Below are 19918 nucleotides of genomic sequence, written 5' to 3'. Positions count from 1 at the left end.
CCCGCGGTGACCACCCACCGTGGTTCACGGATCTCAGGCAGTGCAGTCGTCCTTCCGCATCGCCCGCACCTCCTCTCGTGAGAGCGGTCGGCTTCCTCCGGCGGTGAGGTCGGAGCCGGAGGCGCGTCGCCGACGTGATGGAGCGTCAGGGTCAGGGTCAGGTCCAGCTGACGCCACGCTTGCGGACGCTGCGCATGCGCTTCTCCTCTCCCTTCGTGGCGGCCCCGTGCCCGCCCGTGATCTCAGCGTCGGCCGCCGCCCGCCTCGGCGGTAGGGCTGTCGGCGGTCGAGGTCGTTCGGCCTTGTTCGACCGGGATCTCGAACGTCGTCGGCGTGCCGGCAGACCGCCGCGGCCAGAGCGGCACGAGGGCGAGGACCGCCGCCGCGCCCGACAGTCCGCTGAACCCGATCACCGTGGTCGCCGGCCACCGGTCCGCGGCCAGACCCGCCATGACCATCGCCGCCCCCTGGAGCCCGCTCAGACCGGTGATGGCCACCCCGAACGCGCGTCCCCGGTACTGCGTCGGCACGGCCCGGCCGAACAACGCGTTCAGCGGGATGGCGAAGGCGCTCGCGGTGCCGGCCAGCACCAACAGCAGGAGGACGACCCACAGCGGAGGGACGAGCCAGGTCGCCGCCAGCACCCCGGCGGAGAGCGCGGCCAGGGGCAGGATCAGTCGTGGCCGGGCCGCCGGCGGACAGAGCCGGGTGAGGGCGACCCCGCCGAGGGCCATCCCCGTCGGCGCCGCCGCCAGCAACAGCCCGACGGTGCCGGCGCCGCCTCCGTACTGTCGGGCCAGCGGCGCCATCAGTCCTTCGGCGGCGTAGGTGAAGGCGCTGGCTGCCCACAGGACGAGGACGTAGGCGCGCAGCCGCGGATCGGTGAAGATCACCCGCAGGCCGGCCGCCCGGCCGCGGCGGGCCGGGCGGCCGGGCGGCCGGGGCGCGGGACGGGAACGAACGCCGATCATGATCAGAAGGGCGGAGACGAGGAACGTGCCGGCGTCCACCAGCAGCGCACCGCGCAGCGACAGCAGCGCCACCAGGCTCCCCCCGACGGCGAAGCCGAGCACCTGCACGACCTGGGCGCAGATGTTGTCCACGCCGTTCGCCACCGCGTAGCGGTCACCGTCGAGCACTTCGGGCATCAGCGCCGCCCGCGCGGCCACGAACGGCGGCCGCATCAGGTTGACCGCGAACAGCAGCGCCACCAGGGCGGGGGCGGGGAGTTCCGGCAGCGCCGCCGCCGGGACGAGCGCCGCCCGGACGAGGTCGCACGTGACCAGCATCCGCCGCCGGGGGAAGCGGTCGGCGAGGCCGGACAGCAGCGGCCCGCCAACGAGCCAGGCGAGGTAGGAACTGGCGTAGGCGGTTGCCGCCAGCGCGGCCGAGCCGGTGCCGGTGTAGACGAGGTACGCCACGGTCACGGCCGTGAGCTGGTCACCCGCCAGGGACAGCAGGTACGCCACGAACAGGTAGCGGTACTCGCGCACCGCGAACACCTCGGCGTACGTCGCGGCGCGCTCGGTCACTCCGCCCCCGTCCTGTCCCACCACCGGCTGCCCTCCGGGCACTGGGTCCAGAACGTAACCACGCCTGCGCCGCCGAGGCCGGGACCAGGCGTTCGGGGATGTTCGGATCCGTACGGGTGGGCTCGGGCGGCCGGCGGGCTCCGCTCGTGATCCCGCCATCGCACCTGGCGCACCCACCGGCGGCGTGTCCGCGTGGGGAATGACCCGACCGTGTCAATTGCGTCGAACAGAGCTCCGCTGCCGCTGCGGTGTCCTCACGATGAGAACGACATGGTTGGACTCGACAAAGACGGGTGGCGAGATGAGGCGTCGACGGAGCAGGAAGGTGCCGCTGATGCAGGCGGCGGCGATGTCCGTGGCCGCGGTGGTGACGGCGGCGGTCGTCGTACGAGCAAGCCGTCGCCGTGCCGTGCGCGGCGCGACGGCCGGTGACCTTCCTGCCATGCGGGACAGCGTGTTCGGCGAGACAGGCAACGGCGGCGCGGCCGACCGGGTGAAGGAGACGACGTCCTCGGCGCGGTGAGGGCGGGACAGCGACGCCCGCGAGCGATCAGGCACGTGCCCGGCTGTGCCGAGCCCGGTGACCGCCAGGTCTTCCGCTCACGCCGCGTGAGCGGCCCGGTGGGTCTTGCCCACGGCGAAATCCCGCGGCCGGCCGTGCGAGGCCGGGGTCGACTCCGAACGGGTGGCGCGGGGCTGCCCGGCGCCAGTGCACCTGACCTTGGTCTGGGCCGGCGTTCAGGGGCGCGGAGTGCCGTCCCACCTCCAAGACGTTCGCGCCGGTAGGCCGGGTAGGTCCGCCCGGCCGGTAGCCCAGAGGAGCGTCGACCACGGCTCGCCGGTTGACGGCACGGAGGGAACAGCCGGCGCAGCGCTCCCGCACACAGGTCGGCAGGCGGCGACCACGTCAGGTCCAACCCGGCGGCCACGTCGTACATGTGGACCAGGACCTCGACCACGCCCATCGCGGCGAACCCGGAAGGGTCGGAGAGACCGTACGCGTGAACGACCGTCGGTCCGGCGGCACGGCATCGATCATGGCCGCCAGCATCGCCCCGCACGCCTCGAAGACCTGTACCAGCCCGGACGGCCCCTCAGCCGAGTCCACGAAGATCGTCAAGGGCGGGCCCCCCTCACGGCGTCGCTGCCAGCCGAACGGCACGTGGGTACGTGTGGACGGATGCGCGGGACCGAGCTGCGCGGCGACACCTCATGGCGCGCTGATCGCGGCCGTGCCAGACGTCTCCACGGCGCTGTGACATATCGCCCACGCCCAGGGGCCAGCGAATCCGACAGCCGATACCTACAGTCGGGCCATGAGCACCGACGAAGGCGTGCGGGTCTGGCTCCGCCGGCATGGAGCCGAGCAGATCGCGCATCCCGGGGGGAACCTGTTCGCCTCTTGGGCCCCACTGGCCCCTGAGCGGCTCATCCGCGATGCGCAGCGGGTCGTGCGGCCGTGACACCCGAACCATCGGCAGGGCCACGTCCGATAGCACCCACCCCCGGTCGCGTACGCGTGCGAGCCGTCTACCCCGGCAGCTTCGATCCCTTTACTCCCGGGCATTTGAATGTGGTGAACCGGGCACGCGACCTCTTCGACGAAGTGGTCGTGCTCGTCGCGGTCAACAGCATGAAGCATCCGGGCACCGACGAGGAGGAGCGAGCGGCCGCTGTTCGGGCCATTCTGCCGGTCGAGTGGACCTCCGTCACCGTTGCGGCCTGGAGCGGGTTGACCTCCGCCTACTGCCGTCGCCATGAAGTAGGAGTGATCGTCCGCGGCGTGCGTAACACCACCGACCTTTGGACCGAGTACCAGCTCGCCGCGATGAACCAGTCACTGGGTGTCCCCACGGTATTTCTGCCTGCGCAGCCCGAACTGGCCGCGGTGTCGTCGACTGCGGTGCGCACGCTGGGGAAGTTACCTTCGTCCACGCAGCCGTAGACCGCCGGACATTGGCGAACCCTCGCCGGACCGCCGCCGGATAATTTTTGAGACTGCCGCGTCAAGATCAAGTGACGTTGGAGTACTGGCGGGGAGCATGTTCTTCTGCCACTACCGCCAGGCGCGGTGGCCCAGCGGGGCACAGCTCGCCACGTACGAGCGGCGTCAGGTACTCGCGGGCTCAGCGCACGATCTCTACGGTCGCATGGCCTTCGAGGCGTTCGAGTTCTTCGAGGGTGGCGTTGTAGGTGCCCAGGTGGAGGGTCTGATCGGAATATCCGATGCCGTCGGTGTTGTAGTAGAAGCCGATGTTGCCCCACGGAATGAAATAGATGAGGTGGCCGTCTTCCGGGTCTGATCCTGGCGATCCCTCGTACTCCAAGGCTCGCGGAAGATCGGCGATCTTTTCGCGGCCGTTGAACTCCTCGAGCGTGAGGGTGAGTGGCAGCATGCTCAGGAAGTCACGGGTGGCTGGGCTGTCTACACCGATGGTCACGTCTACCGACTCCGAGTCCACCGTGAACCGGACGACCGTGCCCACAATGTCCTGATCGATGCTGGGCGGTGCCGTGCTCGTCGTGCTGAGGGGCGCCGACGAGGCACCTGGCATGGATGGTGCGGCAGTGGGAGTGGCCTCGTCGGTGGAAGGCGTACTGCACGCGGCGAGGGCGAGCGTCAGAACGAGCGCTGCCGCTGCCGTGAGATTCCCTTTCCGCATACGATGAAACTCCTTCCGATCAGGCCTTTCCGGTCCATGCCGTGGGCAGTCTCCTGCTATCCAAGCTGCCTTTCCCTTGCGCAGGGAGGCCCTGTCGAGAGGCGCACTGACAGGGCACCTCTGGCCCGGCCCGATAGGCAGTCTCGCCACCATCGTGACAAGGGAATGAAGGGAGATCGCATGAAGATTGAGCTCACAGTCGACGAGACCCGCGCCGAAGGCGAACTGTTCGACCACCCGGTGGCACGAGACTCGCCGAAATGTTCCCGCTCAACCTTGTATTCGAGGACTTCAACCAGGTCGGGTCTGACTCACCAGCACCGGTTTCGGTGGCGCCGAGGGCGGACTCCAGCGCGAACCCGGCGATCCACGACCCGACGGCGTGCCGAGAGTGGACGGCGACTTGCTCGGTGCCGAAGCGAGCGTGGGCGCGTGATCGGCAGGCTGCCGGCGGGAAATCCGGGTGCGGAGGCCGGTGGGGTGGTCTGTGATCGGGGGATGGCGATCGAGATGGGCAGCCCGGGGGTCAACGGGCTCGGTGACGTGGTGCGGGTGTTGGCGGAATGGCAGCACGACGGAGGACCCGTGCAGTTGCATCCGGGAGATGTGGGGTGGTTCTGGCGGTTCGGTGCGGAGCGAACGGCGCAGGCCACGCGGACCTGGAGTCGGGCTGGGAAGGTTCTGGCGGTCGGGCTGCTGGATGGTGCTGATCTGCTGCGGTTGGCGTTCGCGCCGGAGGCGTTGCGGGACGAGGAGTTGGCGCAACAGGTGGTCGGGGACGTGTCGGTGCCTGAGCGTGGTGTGCTGTTCGAGGGCAAGGTGTACGTCGAGGCGCCGACGGGTGCGCTGGTCCAGGACCTGCTGTTCAAGGACGGCTGGGACAGTGGCGAGCCGTGGACACCACTTCGGCGTGACCTCGGCGCTCCTGTGCCGGATCCCGGCGTACGTGCCGAGGTGATCGGGCCGGAACAGGCGCACGAGTGGGCCGCGGTCCTGCGGGCGTCGTTCGACGGGTCGACGTTCACCGACGAGCGCTGGCACGCGATGGCGGCAGGTGCGCCGTACGTCGACGCGCGGTGCCTGGTCGTTCGGAATGAGCAGGGCGAGGCGGTGGCGGCCACGACGGTGTGGTCGGCGGGTGAAGGCAAGCTCGGGCTGATCGAGCCGATGGGGGTGCACGCGGCGCACCGCGGTCACGGTTACGGCCGAGCGATCACGGTCGCCGCGGCGCGCGCACTCCAGGAGTTGGGTTCGTCCAGCGTGGTCGTGTGCACCCCGAGTTCCAACGTCGGCGCCGTCGCCACCTACCAGTCGGCCGGCCTCCAGCAGTTGCCCGAGAGACGGGACCTGTACCGCGACGATTCCTGAGGCTTTCGGCGTGGGGGCAGGGTGCGACCAGCGATCGCGAGGCCGGTCTCGGCGAGGGTGAAGCCGCCCCCGGCGCACTCGGCGCACTCGGCGGCCCAGGGCGCGAGCAGCAGCAGCGCGATCGGGGGCGGGAGGCGGCGGGACTCCATCGCCCTGACTGCACCGCGCCCCACCGGCCCGGCCCGCCGCTGCGGCCGTCGGCCGACCGGACCCGCGACCAGAGTCGACGGTCGCGGGCCCGGTCGTCGGTCAACGACGGGCGGCATCCCAGGCTGGGCTGCCCCGAAAGTACGTGTCGTACAACTCCTGCACCTCCAGCAGGCTCTCCGGCGGCACCGTCCCGTAGGCGATCCGCTCCAGGTGCCGGAAGTACTCGAACCGTTCGACGCCTGGAGTGATCACGATGAGGATGTCGGCGTTCTCGCCCGGGGCGGCGGCGAACGCGTGCGCCACGCCGGGCGGCACGATCACCAGGTCGCCGCGCTCGGCGGTGACGACCTGCTCGCCGGAGAGCAGTTGCGCGGTCCCGTCCAGCAGGTAGAACAGCTCGGCCGAGTTGGCGTGGTGGTGCGGCCGGGCGCCGTCCGCGCCGTCGGTCAGGGTGACCCGCTGGGTGGAGAGCGCCCCGCCGGTGGCGCTGCTGTCGGCGAGCAGGCGGATCGTGGTCGGGGCCCGCCCCACCACCTCGGCATCCGCGTCGCGGACGATGACGGTGCGGTCGAAATCGGGCGTGGTCAGGGACATCGGGCGGCTCCTGTCGTCGGGTCGGACTAGAGGGCGAACAGCAGGACGGCGTCGAGCAGGACGACCACGGCGGTGGCGAAGTGGATGCCGAAGGCGACCGCCTTCGTGCCGCCGTGCCGCAGCACGACGACGGTGTCTCCCAACGGGTTGAGCGCGACGATAAGCATGAACCACGCGACCGCGTCGGCGGTGGTGAAGACGATCAGGGCGAGGCCGAGCAGGCCGTAGCTGAGGTCGCGCAGGCCCTTGATCGTCAGGTAGGCGGGGTCCCCATCCGGGGCGGCCGGGACGCCGTAGCCGGCGGCCGAGGCCCGCGGCGCCAGGAGGAACCGCGCGCCGATGAAAACGACGAAGAGGCTGAGGACGACGGCGAGCCCGTAGGCGATGAGGCTGAGCATGTTCGACTCCGATAGCTAGCAGTGCTAGATCTGGGAGCGACGCTAGCAGAGCGTCGGCAGGTTGGCTAGCGGTGCTAGGATTGCGAGCATGTCGATTCAGGCCCGCCGGGAGCGGGAGCGGGCGGAACGGGAGCGGGCGATCGTCGCCGCTGCCCGGGAGCTGGCCGAGTCGGAAGGCTGGGACGCGGTCACCACCCGCCGGCTCGCCGCCGAGATCGAGTACAGCCAGCCCGTCCTCTACAGCCACTTCAAGGGCAAGGACGCCATCATGGCGGCGGTCGCCGTGGAAGGCTGCGGTGATCTGGCCGCCGAACTCGCCGCCGCCCGGGCCGCCGCGACCGACCCACGGCAGGCGGTGGCCAACATCGCCACGGCCTACGTCGCGTTCGCCGAGCGCCGGCCCGCGCTCTACGACGCGATATTCAACCTCCCCGTCGACCTGTCCTTCGCCAGCCAGGACGCGCCGGTCGAGCTGGCCCGGGCCTTCGCCGAGCTGGCCGAGACCCTGCGCCCGGTCGCCGGCGACGACGACCTGGAGACGTTCACCGAGACCTTCTGGAGCGGAGTGCACGGCCTGGTCACGCTCATGCGCAGCGGCCGGCTCCGGCGCGCGGAGCACGAGCGGCGGCTGGCCCTGCTGGTCGACCGCTTCACCCGGCCAGGGTGAGCTGACCGCCACGGAGGAGGGCCCCCGATAGGCCGATCCCGCACCCGTCGCCGACGCGACCGACGAGCCGCTGCTCAGCTACCTCGGCGGGATCCTCTGGGAACACCTGCCGCAGGAACGCGGCTTTGACTCGGATATGACCTGCTGGCGCCGCCTGGCCGAATGGACCGTGGCTGGCGTATGGCCCCGGCTACGCAAGGTCCTCCCCGGCAAAACCGTTGACCGGGGCAGCACGGGCACCTGATCACCGACGCCACCGGTACGACATTTTTCACCGCCGTCGACCCGGCAAACGTCTGTGGACACAGCACTGGCTAGCCCTCCCGCGCCCACGGCCGCAGCTTCTCCGGGTTGCGGACCGCCCAGATCCGGGTGACGCGCCCGTCGGCGACGTCGAACGAGGCTACGGTCACGACGACGCCGGCGCGCTGGGCCACCAGGCCCGGCACACCGTTGACCGACCGCTCCAGGAGTTCGAGCCCCGGAGCCTTGTCGGCAATGGCGACCATGTACTGGGCGATGCGCGCGCCGCCCTCGACCGGGCGCAGGACGGTGCCGACCATGCCGCCGCCGTCGGCGGTCATCACGGCAGCCGGGTTGAGGAGACCGACGAGGGCTGCGACGTCCTTGGCCTCCCATGCCTCTTTGACGTGCCTCACCACGTCGGCCTGGCCGGCCGCCGTCACCCGAGCGCGCGCGACGCCCACCCGCCGCCGGGCGGAGGCCGCCAACTGCTTGCAGGCCGCGGGGGTCCGGCCGAGAACGTCGGCGATCTCGGCGAACGGGTACCGGAAGACCTCGTGCAGGACGAACGCCACCCGCTCGGCGGGCGTCATCGACTCCAGGACGACAAGAAAGGCCATGGCCACCGACTCGTCCAGAACGATCTGGTCGGCGGGGTCTGCACGGCCGGTGGGGTCGGCGCCGCCGGCGTGGTCCCACTCGGTGCGGTCGGGCAGCGGCTCGGGCAGCCACGCGCCGACATAGCGTTCACGGCGGACCCGCGCCGAGCCGAGCAGGTCCAGGCAGATGCGGCTGGTCACCGTCGTCAGCCAGGCGCCCGGGGACACGATCTCCTCCTGCCGGCTCCGCGGCAGCCCGTACCAGCGTGCGTAGGCATCCTGTACGGCGTCCTCGGCCTCGGTCACCGAACCGAGCAACCGGTAAGCGACATTGATCAGTTGACGTCGCTCGCCGACTATCTCGTCTGCGCTGGTCGCGACAGTCCCCATGCTCCGGCCGCCCCTCGCCTTACCTTTTGCAGGCCCACGTCGTCGGACCGGTGAGACCTTATCGACCTACTGCCCGAGGGCGGAAAAGGGGACTGTGACATGGCCACTCAGGTGACGGCGAACGCACAACGCAGCTCCTCGTTCCTGCAGATCGCGATCGCCCTGCAGACCCTGACCATCTTCCTTCAGGCGGTCTCCGCCGGACTGCTGCTGACCTCGTCCTACGGAGAGACACTGCACAGTGTCGGAGCCCGTGTGATGTACGGGGCGTCGATGCTGTACGTCCTCGCGGCGGTGCTGGCGTGGAAGCCGGGCGGCAGCTCGCCCCGGCCTGTCTGGCACGCGTCAGGATTCCTCGTACTCGCCTCGGTCCAGGTCGTGCTGGGCATCGCACACGTCCCGTCGGTCCATCTCCCCCTGGGTGTGTTGATGTTCGGTCTGAGCGTGCTGGCGCTGACCCGGCGCTGAGGTCCGATACGGGGCTGCCGGGCAGGCGGCGGGGTGGGCCCGGCATGCCGGGCGCCCCGGCGCCGGGTGACGGCGGCAGCCGCAGCTCGACGCTCCCCCGGCCCGAGCCGTCACCGACCGCCGGGTGCCCGGCCCAGGGCCCGCGCCGCGTTGTCGGTGGCCACCTGCCGGGCGTAGTCAGCGCCCCGGTGTGCCACCGTGGCGGACGGAGCGTCGGTGCCCATCGGGAACGGCCAGTCGCTGCCGAGCACCAGCCGGTCCGCGCCGAAGACCGACACCGCCAGGTCGACCACCTGCGGATCGTGGGCCAGATTGTCGACGTAGAGGGCGCGCACCGCCTCGGCCGGGGTCGGCGACAGCACCGGTACGCCCGGTCGGGTGGTGGTGTGACCGCGCTCCCAGCGCCCGACCACCGCCGGCACGCAACCGCCGCAGTGCACCAGCACGAACCGGATTCCCGGGTGCCCGCCGAGCACCCCACCGAAGACGAGCTGGGCCACTGCCACCGCCGTCTCGACCGGGTTGCCCAGCAGGTTGGCCAGGTAGTAGGGCTCCAGACGGGGGTCCGCCGAGTGCGCGGGGTGCAGTTGCACGGTGCGCCGGTCCGCGTCGAGACGCTGCCACAGGGGGTGCAGCGGCGGACCGTCGAGCGGCCCGGCGTCTCCACCGGCGGCGCCCACCACCCCGGCCCAACGGTCGTCGGCGGCGATCCGGTCGTACTCGGCGAGGGCCACTTCGGGATGTTCGAACGGCAGGTACGCCAGCGGGGTGAGCCGGGGCCGGTCGGCGACCACGGCGAGCAGGCCGTCGTTGACCGCACGGACCCACGCCGCCGCCTCCGGCCCGGACAGCCGCTGACGGTAGAAGGGCGGCGGCACGCTGACGATCGCCTCGTCCAGCCCTGCCTGGTCCAGGTGGTTCTCGAGCCGGTCCGGGTGGTACAGGTCGGGCGGGCCGACCCGTTTGCCACCGAGAACGGCGGCGCCGTCACCGTCGACCGCCACCCCCGGCAGGTCGGCCGGGCGCAGGTCGGGGGCGAGGTGGGCGTGCATGTCGATGCCAGGCAACGGGGCTTCCTAACGGTCGGCCCGACCGGCGGTCACGACGGGACGCGCCGACGGTACGGGATGGTGGCTGGCGTGGCCGCTCGCTCGGCGGCGGACAGTCCGTCGGGGGCGGAGGTGCCCCGACGGTTGGAGGGCGGCGCCACTACCGGCGGACGCGGTGGCGCCGGCGGTCAGCTCCCGGTACGCGCGCGTCCCGGTGCCCGGGCGGCAGGCACTGCCGCGGCGTCGGTGTTCATCTTGCCGATCACCCGGTCGGCCGCATTCTGGATGTGAACCTGCACGGCGGTCACCGCCGCGGCCACGTCCCCCGCCACGCACGCGTCGAGGATGGCCCGGTGCTCGCGGACCCGCTCCTCGTTCTGCCCCGTCGGGGTGACCGTTGCGAACCGGTACCGCTCGCTGTTCTCCCAGACCGGCTCCAGGCCACGCAGCAGCCAACGCGATCCGGCCGCCCGGTAGATGGTGAAGTGGAACTCGGTGTGCGCACGGCGGGCAGCCGTGGCGTCACCGCGCGCGGACGCGGCGAGGTGCTCGTCGAGTGCCGCCTCGGCACGCCGGGCGTCCTGGGCGGTGAACCGGGCGGCCGCCCGTTCGATCAGTGCCGTCTCCATGGCGATCCGGGTCTCATGGGTGTCGACCGCGTCCTCGACGGTCAGCGGCATGACCCAGGCGCCCTTGTGCTGGACCACCTCGACCAGGCCGAGCGCGGCCAACCGTCGGATCGACTCGCGGACCGGGCTCATGCTCATGCCGAGCAGGTCGGCCATCTCGTTGAGCCGTAGCGGGGTGCCGGCCGGCAGCCGGCCGGTGAGGATCGCCTCGTGCAGGACCGCGGTCGCCGAGTCGGCGAGGGTGCGGTGCTGTCCGTCGGCTCCACCGGCACCGGCCCGGCCGTCGTCGTTGGCGTCGCTCAGCACGGATCGACGATGCGTTGTTACCACGGTTGCCTCCGGATAGGCCGCTGGTGGATGCCGTGCTCGTCCCGTTCTCGCGGGACATGATCCATGTTCATGGGGTGCTCGGGTGATCCCACAAACGCATCAGGGCCCTGGAAATGGTACCAATTTCGTCGCTGTGGAATGGTGCGGGTCGGTGCCGCGCTGCGCCGACCCGCACCCGTCGCGGGGTCAGTGCAGCTTCGTCAGTCGCACCCGGTTGCGCAGCTCACCGAGCGCTTCCACCCGGGTCACCACCAGGTCCCCGTCGTTCAGGAACACCTGTGGGTCACGGGCGTTGCCGATGCCGCTCGGCGTACCGGTGAGCACGACATCGCCGGCCCGCAGGGTCATCCCCCAACTCAGTTCCGCGATGATGCGGGCGAATGGGAAGGCCATCTGCCCGGTCGACGCGTCCTGGAGCAGCACGCCGTTCACCTCGCACTGGATGCGCAGGTTCGCCGGGTCCGGCACCTCGTCCACGGTGGTCAGCCACGGCCCGAGCGGCATGGTGGCGTCGATGCTCTTGCCCTTGAGCCACTGGCCGCCGTGCGCGCGTTGCAGGTCGCGCTGCGACACGTCGTTGGCCACGCAGAACGCCGCCACGTACGACAGCGCGTCCGCCTCGCTCACCGAGCGGCAGTCCGCACCGATGACCAGCGCCACCTCCGCCTCGTAGTCCCACTTGGCAGAGAGTTGCGGGTCGTAGGCGATGTCGTCGTACGGGCCGACGACCGTGTCCGGGCCCTTGGTGAAGAAGGTCGGGTGCTTGGGCCGTTCCGCGGGGTCCTGCCCTTCCCGCTTGCCGCGCGACTCCTCGAAGTGGTCCCAGTAGTTCCAACCGGTGCAGAGGATGTCCCGGTTGAACCGGCGCAGCGGCGCGTCGAGCCGGACCTCGGCCAACGGCACCGCCGCGACCTGCCGCGCGGCGGCGCGGACGGCCTCCAACGCGTCCGCGCCACCACGAATCGCCTCGTCGAGGTCGCCCAGCTCGGCGGGAAGCACGGCGACGGTGTCGCCGTCCACCACCCCGATCCGCCGGCCGGTCTCGGTGAGAACGCTGGCGAGCTTCATCAGGCGTCCTGCTCGTCGTCGATCACGCCGATCGCGTTGATCTCGATCAGGTAGTCCTTGTTCACGAACTTGGAGACCTCCACCATCGTCGAGGCCGGCGGTTCACCGGTGAAGTACTGCCGGCGCACCTCGTGGATGGCGTGGAAGTCCTCCATGTTGCGGACGTAGACATCCACCCGCACGATGTCCTCCAGCGACCCGCCGGCAGCCGTCATCGCGGCGCGCAGGTTCTGGCAGACCTGGTGCGTCTGGGCGGCGATGTCGCCGACGCCGGTGACCCCGCCCTCGCGGTTGCGGGCGGTCATGCCGGACACGAACACCATCCGGCCCCGCGCCCTGATCTGGGTGGCCTGGGCGAAGTGGCCGTTCGGGGCGGCCAGCTCGGGGGAAACAATCTGCTGCTTGGGCATCGTCATCTTCTCTTCTTCGAGGTGGAGCTAGCGGGCGTCCGACGGGTCGGTGTACCACTCCGGCTGGGTCGGGTAGTGCGGCCCGTCGTAGATCTCCAGCAGGACGCTCTCTTCTTCGGCGAGCGTGGGCCCGTGCAGGCTGCCCTTCGGGTTCCAGTAGAAGGAGCCCGGGGTGAGGGTGAGCCCGGTGGGCACGTAGGTGTACCGGCCGCTGAGGCAGAACATGAACTGGTTGGACGCGTGTGAGTGGCGCAATGGGATGCCGGCGCCCTTGCGGAACCGGATCAGCGAGATGGACGCCTCGGTCTCCTCGTTGCGCCACAGCGCCTTGTGGGCGAGGCCGGCCAGCGTCTTGTCCGCCCAGTCCAACTCGTCGGTCTGGAGCAGGATCTCGCGGAAGCGGGCCAGCACCAGGCCGTCCGGGCCGGGCACCAGTTCCTCCCGCGACCGGTCGGCCGCCTCGCCGCCGTAGTTCGACGGTTCGGAGAGGTTGTTGGCCCACTCCTGCGGGTCGACGCCGGCCGGCACCGGCGGGGTCGGTACGAGCGGCAGGTCGCTCATCGCTCGCCCTGACCGGACACGAGGTTCTCCCCCAGGCACTTCAGCTCGATGAGCCGGCTGCGGTACCGGGTGGTGCCGTTGTTGGTGAGCATGTGGATCTCCCCCGGCTCGCGGTAGACCACCCCGCCGATGTCCTCGTGCACCAGGCGGGGGTCGCCACCGGCGAGCGCGTCGATCCGGTTGTCGGCGGCTTCCAGCGCGATCACCATGTACGGGTTGAGGTGGTGGTGCCAGGGCTGCTGCTCGCCGGGCGCCAGGCTGATCTCCCAGACCCGCACCTGGTCGTTCTCGAAGACCACCTGCTGGCCGACGGCACCGAGCTCGACCTGGGTTCCGTCCGGGGCGGTCGCGTGACCGTAGTTACTCATTGTCATCCCTTTCGCAGACGAGGGTGTTGTCGGACCGGGTCACGGGCGGTGGGCAGCCGGTGATCCGGGCGTAGAGCTGGGCGGCCGTGTCGACGCCGGAGACGGGGTCGAACGGGACGATCGCCGCCACGTGCCCGTCCGGGCGGACCAGCACCAGCGTGTCGTTGTCGACCCCGAAGCGGCGCCGCACCCGGTCTCCCGGGTCGAACAGCGCCCGGTCCCGCAGCCCGGAGTCGTGCGGCGCGTCCCACCGGCTCACCACGTAGTGCCGCAGCGCGGGCGACTCCTGTGGCGGCAGTGCCGGGACCCGGCGCGGGTCGGTGAAGTAGAGCGCCACGAAGGCGTCGGCGGCCAGGTCGTGCAGGTGCACCGTGCCGGACTGACCGAACAGCGGCAGGTCGGGGCAGCGCGCCCCGGCCAGCACCGGCAGCGGCTCGTCACCGGCGGCGACCATCGACCAGTCGCCCGTGCCGCCCACGTCGAGGCGTACGCCGAGCATGGCGCGGGTGAACGCGTTGCCCCAGTTGCCGGCGGTCATCACCCCCGGGTCGTCCGCGCGGCGGGCCATGTAGGCCCGCGCCGCCGCGGCCATCGCCGCGGAGCCCTTGGTGGCGACCGGTTCCTGCTCGACCTGGTAACCGTCGAGCAGGCTCGGCTCGGCCCAGCCGCGCAGCACCCAGGCCATCCGCCAGGGCAGGTTGGAGGCGTCCAGGACACCGGTGTTCAGGCCCAGCGCCCACATCGGGGTGATCAGGTGCGCGGCGTCGCCGAGCAGGAAGACCCGCCCGTCCTGCCACCGGTCGGCCACCCGCTGGTGCACGTTGTAGATGTTGGTGCCGACGATCTCCAGGGTCTTGGTGTCCCCGATGAACCGGCGTGCCTTGTCGGCCAGTTCCTCCCGGTCCGGCTCGGCCTGCCCGGCCGGCAGCGGGTAGAGGAAACGCCAGCAGTGCGGCTGGCGGACCAGGATCATCCACTCCTGGGGATCACCGAAGTAGGCCAGGTACGGGTAGTCGCGCGGGTTCTCCACGTCCAGGTCGACCTTCAGGTCGACCAGCATGTAACGCTCCTGGTACGTCTCGCCCTCGACCCGCGCGCCGATCTGGTCCCGGACGGCGGACCGACCGCCGTCGCAGCCCAGCAGGTACCGCACCGGAACCGTCCGCTCCCCCTCGGCGGTGCGCAGCCGCAGGTCCACCCGGTCCGGGTGCTGGACGAAGTCGAGCAGCCGGTGTCCCATGTGCAGCGCGCCGGGGGCGGTGGCGTCGAGCCGCTGCCGCAGGATCGGCTCCAACTCGTGCTGCGGGATGTTGATGACGAACGGGAAGCGGGTGTCCTCGGTGAGGTCCCCGGTCCGGACGCTGAGGGTCTGGGTGTTCGTGGCCCGGTCCAGCTCGCCGATCTCGTCGATGCGCAGCGACCCGGCCAGCACGTCGTTCAGGGCGCCGTACCGGTGCAGCACCTCCAGGGTGCGGGTGAGGACGGTGCCGGCCTTGGTGTCCAGCGACAGCCGCTCGTCCTCCTCGAAGATGACCACCGGCACGCCGTAGTGGGCCAGGCCCAGCGCGGTGACCAGGCCGACCGGCCCGGCGCCCACGATGCCCACCGGCAACTGCTCGGTCGTGCTGCTCATTGTGCTTCGCTCCTCGGGTACGCCCGGTCACGGGTGAGGGTGGATCCGGTCATGGTCGCGGCGGGCGAGAGCAGGAACATCAGCGGGCCGACCACGTCGGCCGGTGTGCCGATGCCGGTGACCCGCGCCCAGTGCTCCCGTTCACCACCGGTCGGGTTGGCCTGCTGGAACTGCGGGGTGTCCACCACTCCGGGAAAGACGGTGTTCACCCGGATCCGGTGCTCGGCGACCTCGGCGGCGAGCGACTTGGCGAAGGCGACCAACGCCCCCTTGCTCGCCGCGTAGGCCGACGCCTGCGCCCGGCCGGCGGTGGCCAGGCCCGAGGCGAAGACCAGGATCGCGCCCGAGCGGCGGGCGATCATGTCCGGCAGGACCGCCTGCGCGCACCAGACCACCCCGTCGAGGTTCACCGCCAGCGTGCGGCGCCACTGCTCGGGGTCCATGTCGACCACGTCGCACCGCGGCTGCACCGCCGCTCCGGCCACCAGGGCGTCGATCCGCCCGTGCTCGGCGAGCACCCGGGCGACCGCGGCGTGCACCGCGTCCCGGTCGGACACGTCCACCCGGTGCTCGTGCACCCGCCCGCTGGGGTGCGGCTGGCCCGATGTCACGTCGAACACGACGGCCGTGCCCCCCGCGTCCGCGTACGCGTGGGCGAGGGCGGCGCCGATCCCGTTGGCGCCGCCGGTGACCACGAGCACCTCGCCGGTGGCGTCGAAACTGGCCTGCATGACTTCCTTCCTCCTTCGTCGACCGGGGTCAGCCGGCGCTGGCCGGTGACGGGAGCGGCACGCCCAGCCCGGCGGCGACCTCCGCCAGTCCGGCGAAGACCGACGGCTGGAGCGCGACACCGTCGCGCGACGCCCGGTCGTACCGGCTGGCTTCGATGTCACCGGGCAGGTGGACCTGCTCCGTGCCGGGTGCCAGCGCGGAGCCGAGCACCTGGTCGGCCAGGTCGTCGACCCGGCGGGCGAGCTCCTCCGCGTCCTCGGCGAACGCCTCGGCGTCCAGGGCGAGGAAGAAGTGCGCGCAGTCGTTGGGCACCGAGACGTCGGCGTAGAGGCCCTGGACGCCCCGGCCGTACGCCCCGCCGGACAGCACCCCGGTCAGTACGTCGATCATGAGCGCGAGACCGTATCCCTTGTGGGCGCCGGACGGCAACAGCAGTCCCTTGAGCGCGGCGGCCGGATCGGTGGTGGGCCGTCCCTGCGCGTCGGTCGCCCAGCTCGCGGGGATCTCGCGGCCCTCACCGGCGGCCAGCCGGATCTTGCCGAGCGCGGCCTCGGAGAGCGCCACGTCGAGGATCACCGGCTTGCCGCCCGCGCGGGGTACGCCCACCGCGAGCGGGTTGTTGCCGACCACCGCCGAGGCGCCACCGGGGGCGGGCATCAGCGGGCGGGTGTTGGCCGCCGCGATGCCGACGCAGCCGTTGTTCGCGGCGAGGTCCACGTAGCGGAACGCCCCGCCGAAGTGGAACGCCCGGCGGACGGTGACCACGCCGACGCCGTACGTCCGCGCCTTCGCCACCGCCAGCCGCATCGCCTGGTCACCGGTGAGCTGCCCGAGCGCGTGGCCGGCGTCGAGCACCGCGATGGCGCCCTTGTCGCGGACCACCTCGGCCCGCTCGGCCCGGCTGACCGAGCCGGCCCTGATCCGGTCCACGTACATCGGCAGCAGCATCACCCCGTGCGAGGGGATTCCCCGCATGTCGGCGTCCACCAGGGAGCCGGCGACCAGGTCGGCCGCCTGCTCGGAGAAGCCCAGTGCGCCGAAGACCGAGGCGACGGCGTCGGTGAGCCACCCGACCGGGACGGTCGGCGGGAAGTCCGGCGCGCTCATGACCGGTCCGCCCACGGCACGAAGAACCGCTCGACTGCGGCGAGCAGGTAGAACAGCACGACACTCATCACCCCGAGCAGGATCATCGCGGCGAAGGCCAACGCGGTGTCGGCGCTGGCGCCGGAGGCGACGATCGCGTAGCCCAGCCCCTCGGTGGCCCCGACGAACTCGGCGATCACCGCGCCGATGACGGCGAGGGTGATGGCGAGCTTGAGACCGACGAAGAGCTGCGGGATGGCGGCCGGCATCCGGATCATGCGGAACGTCTGCCACCAGTTGGTCTTCAGCGACCGGCCCAGCTCCACCAGGTCGGCCGGGGTGGAGCTGAGCCCGGCGGCGGTGGAGATGACGATCGGGAAGAAGCAGACCAGGAAGACCAGGAAGACCTTGGGGAACTGGCCGAAGCCCATCCACACCACCAGCAGCGGCGCGACGGCCACCTTCGGTACGGCGTTGAGCATCAGCAGCAGCGGGTAGACGGTCCGTTCCAGCATCCGCGAGGCGGTGACGATCAGCGCCAGCGGCACCCCGACCGCGATGGCCAGCAGGAAGCCCAGCAGCGTCTCCCAGAGGGTGACCAGGGTGTTGTCCCACAGGTAGCCGGACTGCTCGACCATGGTCTGCGCCACCTGCACGGGGGACGGCAGGATGAAGCTCTCCACCTCGAAGACGACCGTGATCGCCCACCACAGGGCGGTGGCGCCCACGACGCCGAGCACGGGCGGGAGTTGCTGGGCCCAGTGGCCTGCGGCGCGTGGCTTGTCGCGGCCGGTACGGCGGGTTTCGGTGACCGTCACCGTGCCACCTCCTCGGGGGTCATGAGCAGGTCGTGCAGTTGGGCGCGCAGTACGCCGAGTTCGGCCGAGTGGCCGTCGCGTCCCAGTGAACGGGGGCGGGCGATGTCGATCCCCACGATCTGCCGCAGCCGGCCCGGTCGCGGGCTGAGTACGACGACCCGGTCGGCGAGCAGCACGGCCTCGTCGACCGAGTGCGTCACGAAGAGCACCGTCGAGGCGTGCTTCATCTGGAGGCGCTGGAGTTCGACCGTGAGGTCGGCGCGGGTGAGCGCGTCGAGCGCGGAGAACGGCTCGTCCATCAGCAGCACCCGCGGCTGCTGGATGAGGGCCCGGCACAGCGAGACCCGCTGCTGCATCCCGCCGGAGAGTTCGTGCGGCAGGCGCTTCTCGAAGCCGTTCAGCCCGACCAGGTCGAGCAGTTCGTGCGCGCGTGCCCGGGCGTCCCGGCGGTCCTGCTTGAACACCTCGGTCGGCAGCAGCACGTTGTCGATGACCGACCGCCACGGCAGCAGGGCCGGGCGCTGGAACATGAAGCCGATGTCCCGCCGTGGCCCCCGGATCGGGGTGCCGGCGACGGTTATCTCGCCCGAGGTGGCCGCCTGGAGGCCCGCCACCAGCCGCAACAGGCTGGACTTACCGCACCCGGACCGCCCGACGATCGCCACGAACTCGCCGTCGGCGACCTCCAGCGACACATCACGCAGGGCCTCCACGTCACCGGCCCGGGTGCGGTAGATCTGCGAAACGTTACGAATTCCGATCATGGTTCGCCCCTCGCGGTGCGCGCCGCAACCAGCCGCGCGCACCGCCGTCGAAGAGGAAGTTATGACTTTGCGATGTCGTAGACGCCGATGTCTTCGGCGTTCGGCGTCGACTTGAGGGTGCCGGTGCCGGCGAGGAGCTTGATCATCGCCTCCACCCGCTCCCGGGTCAGCTTTCCGGCCGGCCCGCCGTCACCCAGGACGTACGGCCGCATCTCGGTGAGTTCGGCGGCGGCGACCTTCTCGTCGGCCGTCCGGTCGTGCTTCTTGAGCAACTGGGCGGCTTCCTCGGGGTGCTCCACCGCGTAGAGCAGGCCCTTGACCAGCGCTGCCGTGAACTTCTCGACCTCTGCGCGGTTGCTTTCCAGCTTCGCGGCGGAGACCAGCAGGCCGTTGCCGTACAGGTCGGGAAGCTTGTCCGCGTACGGCAGCATGGTGACGGTCTTGCCACCGGCCGCCTTCTCCAGCAGCGGCTTGCCGGCGGCGAACTGGCCGATCGCGTCCACCGAGCCGGCGGCGAGCAACTGCGGGAGCGACTGCGGCGAGGACGGGACGAACTTCACCGACTTCGGGTCGATGCCGGCCGCCTTGGCGTACGCCGGGAAAATGATCATGTTGGTGGAGCCGGAGCTGTCCGCGATGCTGGCGCCGGGCAGCTTCTCCGGCGAGTCGATCGCCTTGTCCAGCGAGGCGATGCCGGCCATCGACCGCTGGTGGATGGCGGCCACCACGCGCACCGGCATCTTCTCGTTGGCCAGCGTGGTGATGACCCCGGACAGGTCGCCCGGGCCGTAGTCGGCCTGCCCCGACCCGATCAGTTTCATGACATCGACGGTGCCGGTGCCGGGCTTGATGGTGACGTTGAGCCCGGCCTCCTTGAAGTAGCCCTTCTCCAGGGCGACGTATGCGTACGCGTCCCGACCGAACGTCCCGAAGGAGGTCAGGTAGGTGACGGAGGCGGCATCGGGGGAATCGGCCTTCTCCGAATCACCACAGCCGGCGACGGTGAGTGTGAGAGCCGCTGCGGCGACGGCCGCGACGAGACGGGTGCGAGCTGACATGAGACCTCCTGCATCGGCGGGATTTATCAAATGTCAAACTTCCCGACTCGTCAAGACCTCGTTTTGGCAACACCGCCCCGCCCCGGCGGCCCCGGCCCGGCGACCGCACCCCCGCCAGGCCCACTGACCTGGCAGTACGCCCCGCCGACCGCCAGTGGCGACCACAGTCGACACCGCAGGGTCGCGGTACGCGCCGACAGCGAGCACGTTGCGCCCGGCGCAGCCCGGCTCGGCCTGGCCTGGCCCGGCTCGGCTCGGCTCGGCTCGGCTCGGCTCGGCTCGGCTCGGCTCGGCTCGGCTCGGCTCGGCTCGGCTCGGCTCGGCTCGGCTCGGCTCGGCT

General features: G+C 71.1%; 23 protein-coding genes and 1 pseudogene. 7 read left to right on the top strand and 17 right to left on the bottom strand.

From position 1 onward, the window contains the following. Positions 1 to 242 precede the first annotated feature (242 nt). Positions 243 to 1532, bottom strand: a complete 1290-nt coding sequence (locus ABZ793_RS09760; protein ID WP_357454578.1) for an MFS transporter — start codon at positions 1530 to 1532, stop codon at positions 243 to 245. A gap of 334 nt (positions 1533 to 1866) precedes the next feature. Here ABZ793_RS09760 and ABZ793_RS09755 point away from each other — a divergent pair, with 334 nt between their 5' ends. From ABZ793_RS09755 to coaD, 3 genes are all read left to right on the top strand, one after another. Next, complete coding sequence (locus ABZ793_RS09755) at positions 1867 to 2055, top strand: hypothetical protein (RefSeq protein ID WP_357454575.1); 189 nt, start codon at positions 1867 to 1869, stop codon at positions 2053 to 2055. A gap of 793 nt (positions 2056 to 2848) precedes the next feature. Next, positions 2849 to 2995, top strand: a complete 147-nt coding sequence (locus ABZ793_RS09750; protein ID WP_357454572.1) for a hypothetical protein — start codon at positions 2849 to 2851, stop codon at positions 2993 to 2995. 56 nt (positions 2996 to 3051) lie between these two features. After that, entirely contained in the window at positions 3052 to 3477 is a 426-nt protein-coding gene (gene coaD / locus ABZ793_RS09745) for a pantetheine-phosphate adenylyltransferase (protein WP_357454569.1), read from the top strand. Positions 3478 to 3658: 181 nt separating this feature from the next. On the opposite strand, the gene ABZ793_RS09740 is transcribed toward coaD, so the two are convergent. After that, positions 3659 to 4195 (bottom strand): cyclophilin-like fold protein, encoded by a 537-nt coding sequence (locus ABZ793_RS09740; protein ID WP_357454566.1) that lies wholly within the window; start codon positions 4193 to 4195, stop codon positions 3659 to 3661. A 498-nt stretch (positions 4196 to 4693) separates the two neighbouring features. Here ABZ793_RS09740 and ABZ793_RS09735 point away from each other — a divergent pair, with 498 nt between their 5' ends. After that, positions 4694 to 5563, top strand: a complete 870-nt coding sequence (locus ABZ793_RS09735; protein ID WP_357454563.1) for a GNAT family N-acetyltransferase — start codon at positions 4694 to 4696, stop codon at positions 5561 to 5563. A gap of 249 nt (positions 5564 to 5812) precedes the next feature. Here the strand turns inward: ABZ793_RS09735 and ABZ793_RS09730 are convergent, their stop codons facing one another. Continuing rightward, positions 5813 to 6307 carry a cupin domain-containing protein gene (locus ABZ793_RS09730; protein ID WP_357454560.1) on the bottom strand — a complete coding sequence of 165 codons (495 nt, stop codon included), beginning with the start codon at positions 6305 to 6307 and terminating at the stop codon, positions 5813 to 5815. 26 nt (positions 6308 to 6333) lie between these two features. After that, positions 6334 to 6705 (bottom strand): DUF4267 domain-containing protein, encoded by a 372-nt coding sequence (locus ABZ793_RS09725; protein WP_357454557.1) that lies wholly within the window; start codon positions 6703 to 6705, stop codon positions 6334 to 6336. An 88-nt stretch (positions 6706 to 6793) separates the two neighbouring features. Between ABZ793_RS09725 and ABZ793_RS09720 the strand changes: the two genes are divergently transcribed. Both ABZ793_RS09720 and ABZ793_RS09715 read left to right on the top strand, forming a co-directional pair. Further along, positions 6794 to 7372, top strand: coding sequence for a TetR/AcrR family transcriptional regulator (locus ABZ793_RS09720; protein WP_357454555.1), 579 nt, complete (start codon positions 6794 to 6796; stop codon positions 7370 to 7372). 88 nt (positions 7373 to 7460) lie between these two features. Then, positions 7461 to 7577 (top strand): annotated as a pseudogene (locus ABZ793_RS09715) (IS5/IS1182 family transposase); the annotation flags it as partial. A 109-nt stretch (positions 7578 to 7686) separates the two neighbouring features. Here ABZ793_RS09715 and sigJ read toward each other — a convergent pair. Then, entirely contained in the window at positions 7687 to 8604 is a 918-nt protein-coding gene (gene sigJ, locus ABZ793_RS09710) for an RNA polymerase sigma factor SigJ (protein WP_357454552.1), read from the bottom strand. Between the two features lie 99 nt (positions 8605 to 8703). On the opposite strand from sigJ, the gene ABZ793_RS09705 reads away from it, so the two are divergent. After that, complete coding sequence (locus ABZ793_RS09705) at positions 8704 to 9072, top strand: hypothetical protein (RefSeq protein WP_357454549.1); 369 nt, start codon at positions 8704 to 8706, stop codon at positions 9070 to 9072. A gap of 110 nt (positions 9073 to 9182) precedes the next feature. On the opposite strand, the gene ABZ793_RS09700 is transcribed toward ABZ793_RS09705, so the two are convergent. The 12 genes from ABZ793_RS09700 to ABZ793_RS09645 all read right to left on the bottom strand — a co-directional run bounded on the left by ABZ793_RS09700 (position 9183) and on the right by ABZ793_RS09645 (position 19578). Further along, positions 9183 to 10139, bottom strand: a complete 957-nt coding sequence (locus ABZ793_RS09700; RefSeq protein WP_357454546.1) for an amidohydrolase family protein — start codon at positions 10137 to 10139, stop codon at positions 9183 to 9185. Between the two features lie 170 nt (positions 10140 to 10309). Next, positions 10310 to 11056 (bottom strand): GntR family transcriptional regulator, encoded by a 747-nt coding sequence (locus ABZ793_RS09695; protein WP_357454543.1) that lies wholly within the window; start codon positions 11054 to 11056, stop codon positions 10310 to 10312. Between the two features lie 210 nt (positions 11057 to 11266). Next, positions 11267 to 12148, bottom strand: coding sequence for a fumarylacetoacetate hydrolase family protein (locus ABZ793_RS09690; protein WP_357454540.1), 882 nt, complete (start codon positions 12146 to 12148; stop codon positions 11267 to 11269). Continuing rightward, positions 12148 to 12564 carry a RidA family protein gene (locus tag ABZ793_RS09685; RefSeq protein ID WP_357454537.1) on the bottom strand — a complete coding sequence of 139 codons (417 nt, stop codon included), beginning with the start codon at positions 12562 to 12564 and terminating at the stop codon, positions 12148 to 12150. The genes ABZ793_RS09690 and ABZ793_RS09685 overlap by 1 nt, the downstream gene beginning before the upstream one ends. A 21-nt stretch (positions 12565 to 12585) precedes the next feature. Then, on the bottom strand, positions 12586 to 13119 hold the full coding sequence (locus ABZ793_RS09680; protein WP_357454534.1) for a hypothetical protein: 534 nt from the start codon (positions 13117 to 13119) through the stop codon (positions 12586 to 12588). After that, positions 13116 to 13487: a cupin gene (locus ABZ793_RS09675; protein WP_357454531.1), complete on the bottom strand. Its 372-nt coding sequence runs from the start codon at positions 13485 to 13487 to the stop codon at positions 13116 to 13118. Before ABZ793_RS09675 ends, ABZ793_RS09680 begins: the two co-directional genes overlap by 4 nt. Continuing rightward, positions 13480 to 15120 carry an FAD-dependent monooxygenase gene (locus ABZ793_RS09670; RefSeq protein WP_357454528.1) on the bottom strand — a complete coding sequence of 547 codons (1641 nt, stop codon included), beginning with the start codon at positions 15118 to 15120 and terminating at the stop codon, positions 13480 to 13482. Before ABZ793_RS09670 ends, ABZ793_RS09675 begins: the two co-directional genes overlap by 8 nt. Further along, positions 15117 to 15851 carry an SDR family oxidoreductase gene (locus ABZ793_RS09665; protein WP_357454525.1) on the bottom strand — a complete coding sequence of 245 codons (735 nt, stop codon included), beginning with the start codon at positions 15849 to 15851 and terminating at the stop codon, positions 15117 to 15119. The genes ABZ793_RS09670 and ABZ793_RS09665 overlap by 4 nt, the downstream gene beginning before the upstream one ends. A gap of 28 nt (positions 15852 to 15879) precedes the next feature. Next, positions 15880 to 16959, bottom strand: coding sequence for an Ldh family oxidoreductase (locus ABZ793_RS09660; RefSeq protein WP_357454521.1), 1080 nt, complete (start codon positions 16957 to 16959; stop codon positions 15880 to 15882). After that, positions 16956 to 17756, bottom strand: a complete 801-nt coding sequence (locus ABZ793_RS09655) for an ABC transporter permease (RefSeq protein WP_357454518.1) — start codon at positions 17754 to 17756, stop codon at positions 16956 to 16958. The genes ABZ793_RS09660 and ABZ793_RS09655 overlap by 4 nt, the downstream gene beginning before the upstream one ends. Next, on the bottom strand, positions 17753 to 18520 hold the full coding sequence (locus ABZ793_RS09650) for an ABC transporter ATP-binding protein (RefSeq protein WP_350712634.1): 768 nt from the start codon (positions 18518 to 18520) through the stop codon (positions 17753 to 17755). The genes ABZ793_RS09655 and ABZ793_RS09650 overlap by 4 nt, the downstream gene beginning before the upstream one ends. Positions 18521 to 18579: 59 nt before the next feature. Then, a complete protein-coding gene (locus ABZ793_RS09645) occupies positions 18580 to 19578 on the bottom strand; it encodes an ABC transporter substrate-binding protein (RefSeq protein WP_357454514.1) in 999 nt (332 codons plus the stop codon). Positions 19579 to 19918 lie beyond the last annotated feature (340 nt).

Origin of the sequence: Micromonospora sp. NPDC047465 (assembly GCF_040643125.1) — a bacterium.
Classification (GTDB): domain Bacteria; phylum Actinomycetota; class Actinomycetes; order Mycobacteriales; family Micromonosporaceae; genus Micromonospora.
Note: the sequence above shows the minus strand (reverse complement) of the source record. Positions and strands in the feature narration are given on the sequence as shown.

Excerpts from the sequence above, each read along its gene's own strand:
- ABZ793_RS09755 (WP_357454575.1), top strand. The coding sequence starts at position 1,867 with ATGCAGGCGGCGGCGATGTCCGTGGCCGCGGTGGTGACGGCGGCGGTC.
- ABZ793_RS09750 (WP_357454572.1), top strand. The coding sequence starts at position 2,849 with ATGAGCACCGACGAAGGCGTGCGGGTCTGGCTCCGCCGGCATGGAGCC.
- ABZ793_RS09740 (WP_357454566.1), bottom strand. The coding sequence starts at position 4,195 with ATGCGGAAAGGGAATCTCACGGCAGCGGCAGCGCTCGTTCTGACGCTC.
- ABZ793_RS09735 (WP_357454563.1), top strand. The coding sequence starts at position 4,694 with ATGGCGATCGAGATGGGCAGCCCGGGGGTCAACGGGCTCGGTGACGTG.
- ABZ793_RS09730 (WP_357454560.1), bottom strand. The coding sequence starts at position 6,307 with ATGTCCCTGACCACGCCCGATTTCGACCGCACCGTCATCGTCCGCGAC.
- ABZ793_RS09725 (WP_357454557.1), bottom strand. The coding sequence starts at position 6,705 with ATGCTCAGCCTCATCGCCTACGGGCTCGCCGTCGTCCTCAGCCTCTTC.
- ABZ793_RS09720 (WP_357454555.1), top strand. The coding sequence starts at position 6,794 with ATGTCGATTCAGGCCCGCCGGGAGCGGGAGCGGGCGGAACGGGAGCGG.
- sigJ (WP_357454552.1), bottom strand. The coding sequence starts at position 8,604 with ATGGGGACTGTCGCGACCAGCGCAGACGAGATAGTCGGCGAGCGACGT.
- ABZ793_RS09705 (WP_357454549.1), top strand. The coding sequence starts at position 8,704 with ATGGCCACTCAGGTGACGGCGAACGCACAACGCAGCTCCTCGTTCCTG.
- ABZ793_RS09690 (WP_357454540.1), bottom strand. The coding sequence starts at position 12,148 with ATGAAGCTCGCCAGCGTTCTCACCGAGACCGGCCGGCGGATCGGGGTG.
- ABZ793_RS09685 (WP_357454537.1), bottom strand. The coding sequence starts at position 12,564 with ATGACGATGCCCAAGCAGCAGATTGTTTCCCCCGAGCTGGCCGCCCCG.
- ABZ793_RS09680 (WP_357454534.1), bottom strand. The coding sequence starts at position 13,119 with ATGAGCGACCTGCCGCTCGTACCGACCCCGCCGGTGCCGGCCGGCGTC.
- ABZ793_RS09675 (WP_357454531.1), bottom strand. The coding sequence starts at position 13,487 with ATGAGTAACTACGGTCACGCGACCGCCCCGGACGGAACCCAGGTCGAG.
- ABZ793_RS09670 (WP_357454528.1), bottom strand. The coding sequence starts at position 15,120 with ATGAGCAGCACGACCGAGCAGTTGCCGGTGGGCATCGTGGGCGCCGGG.
- ABZ793_RS09665 (WP_357454525.1), bottom strand. The coding sequence starts at position 15,851 with ATGCAGGCCAGTTTCGACGCCACCGGCGAGGTGCTCGTGGTCACCGGC.
- ABZ793_RS09660 (WP_357454521.1), bottom strand. The coding sequence starts at position 16,959 with ATGAGCGCGCCGGACTTCCCGCCGACCGTCCCGGTCGGGTGGCTCACC.
- ABZ793_RS09650 (WP_350712634.1), bottom strand. The coding sequence starts at position 18,520 with ATGATCGGAATTCGTAACGTTTCGCAGATCTACCGCACCCGGGCCGGT.
- ABZ793_RS09645 (WP_357454514.1), bottom strand. The coding sequence starts at position 19,578 with ATGTCAGCTCGCACCCGTCTCGTCGCGGCCGTCGCCGCAGCGGCTCTC.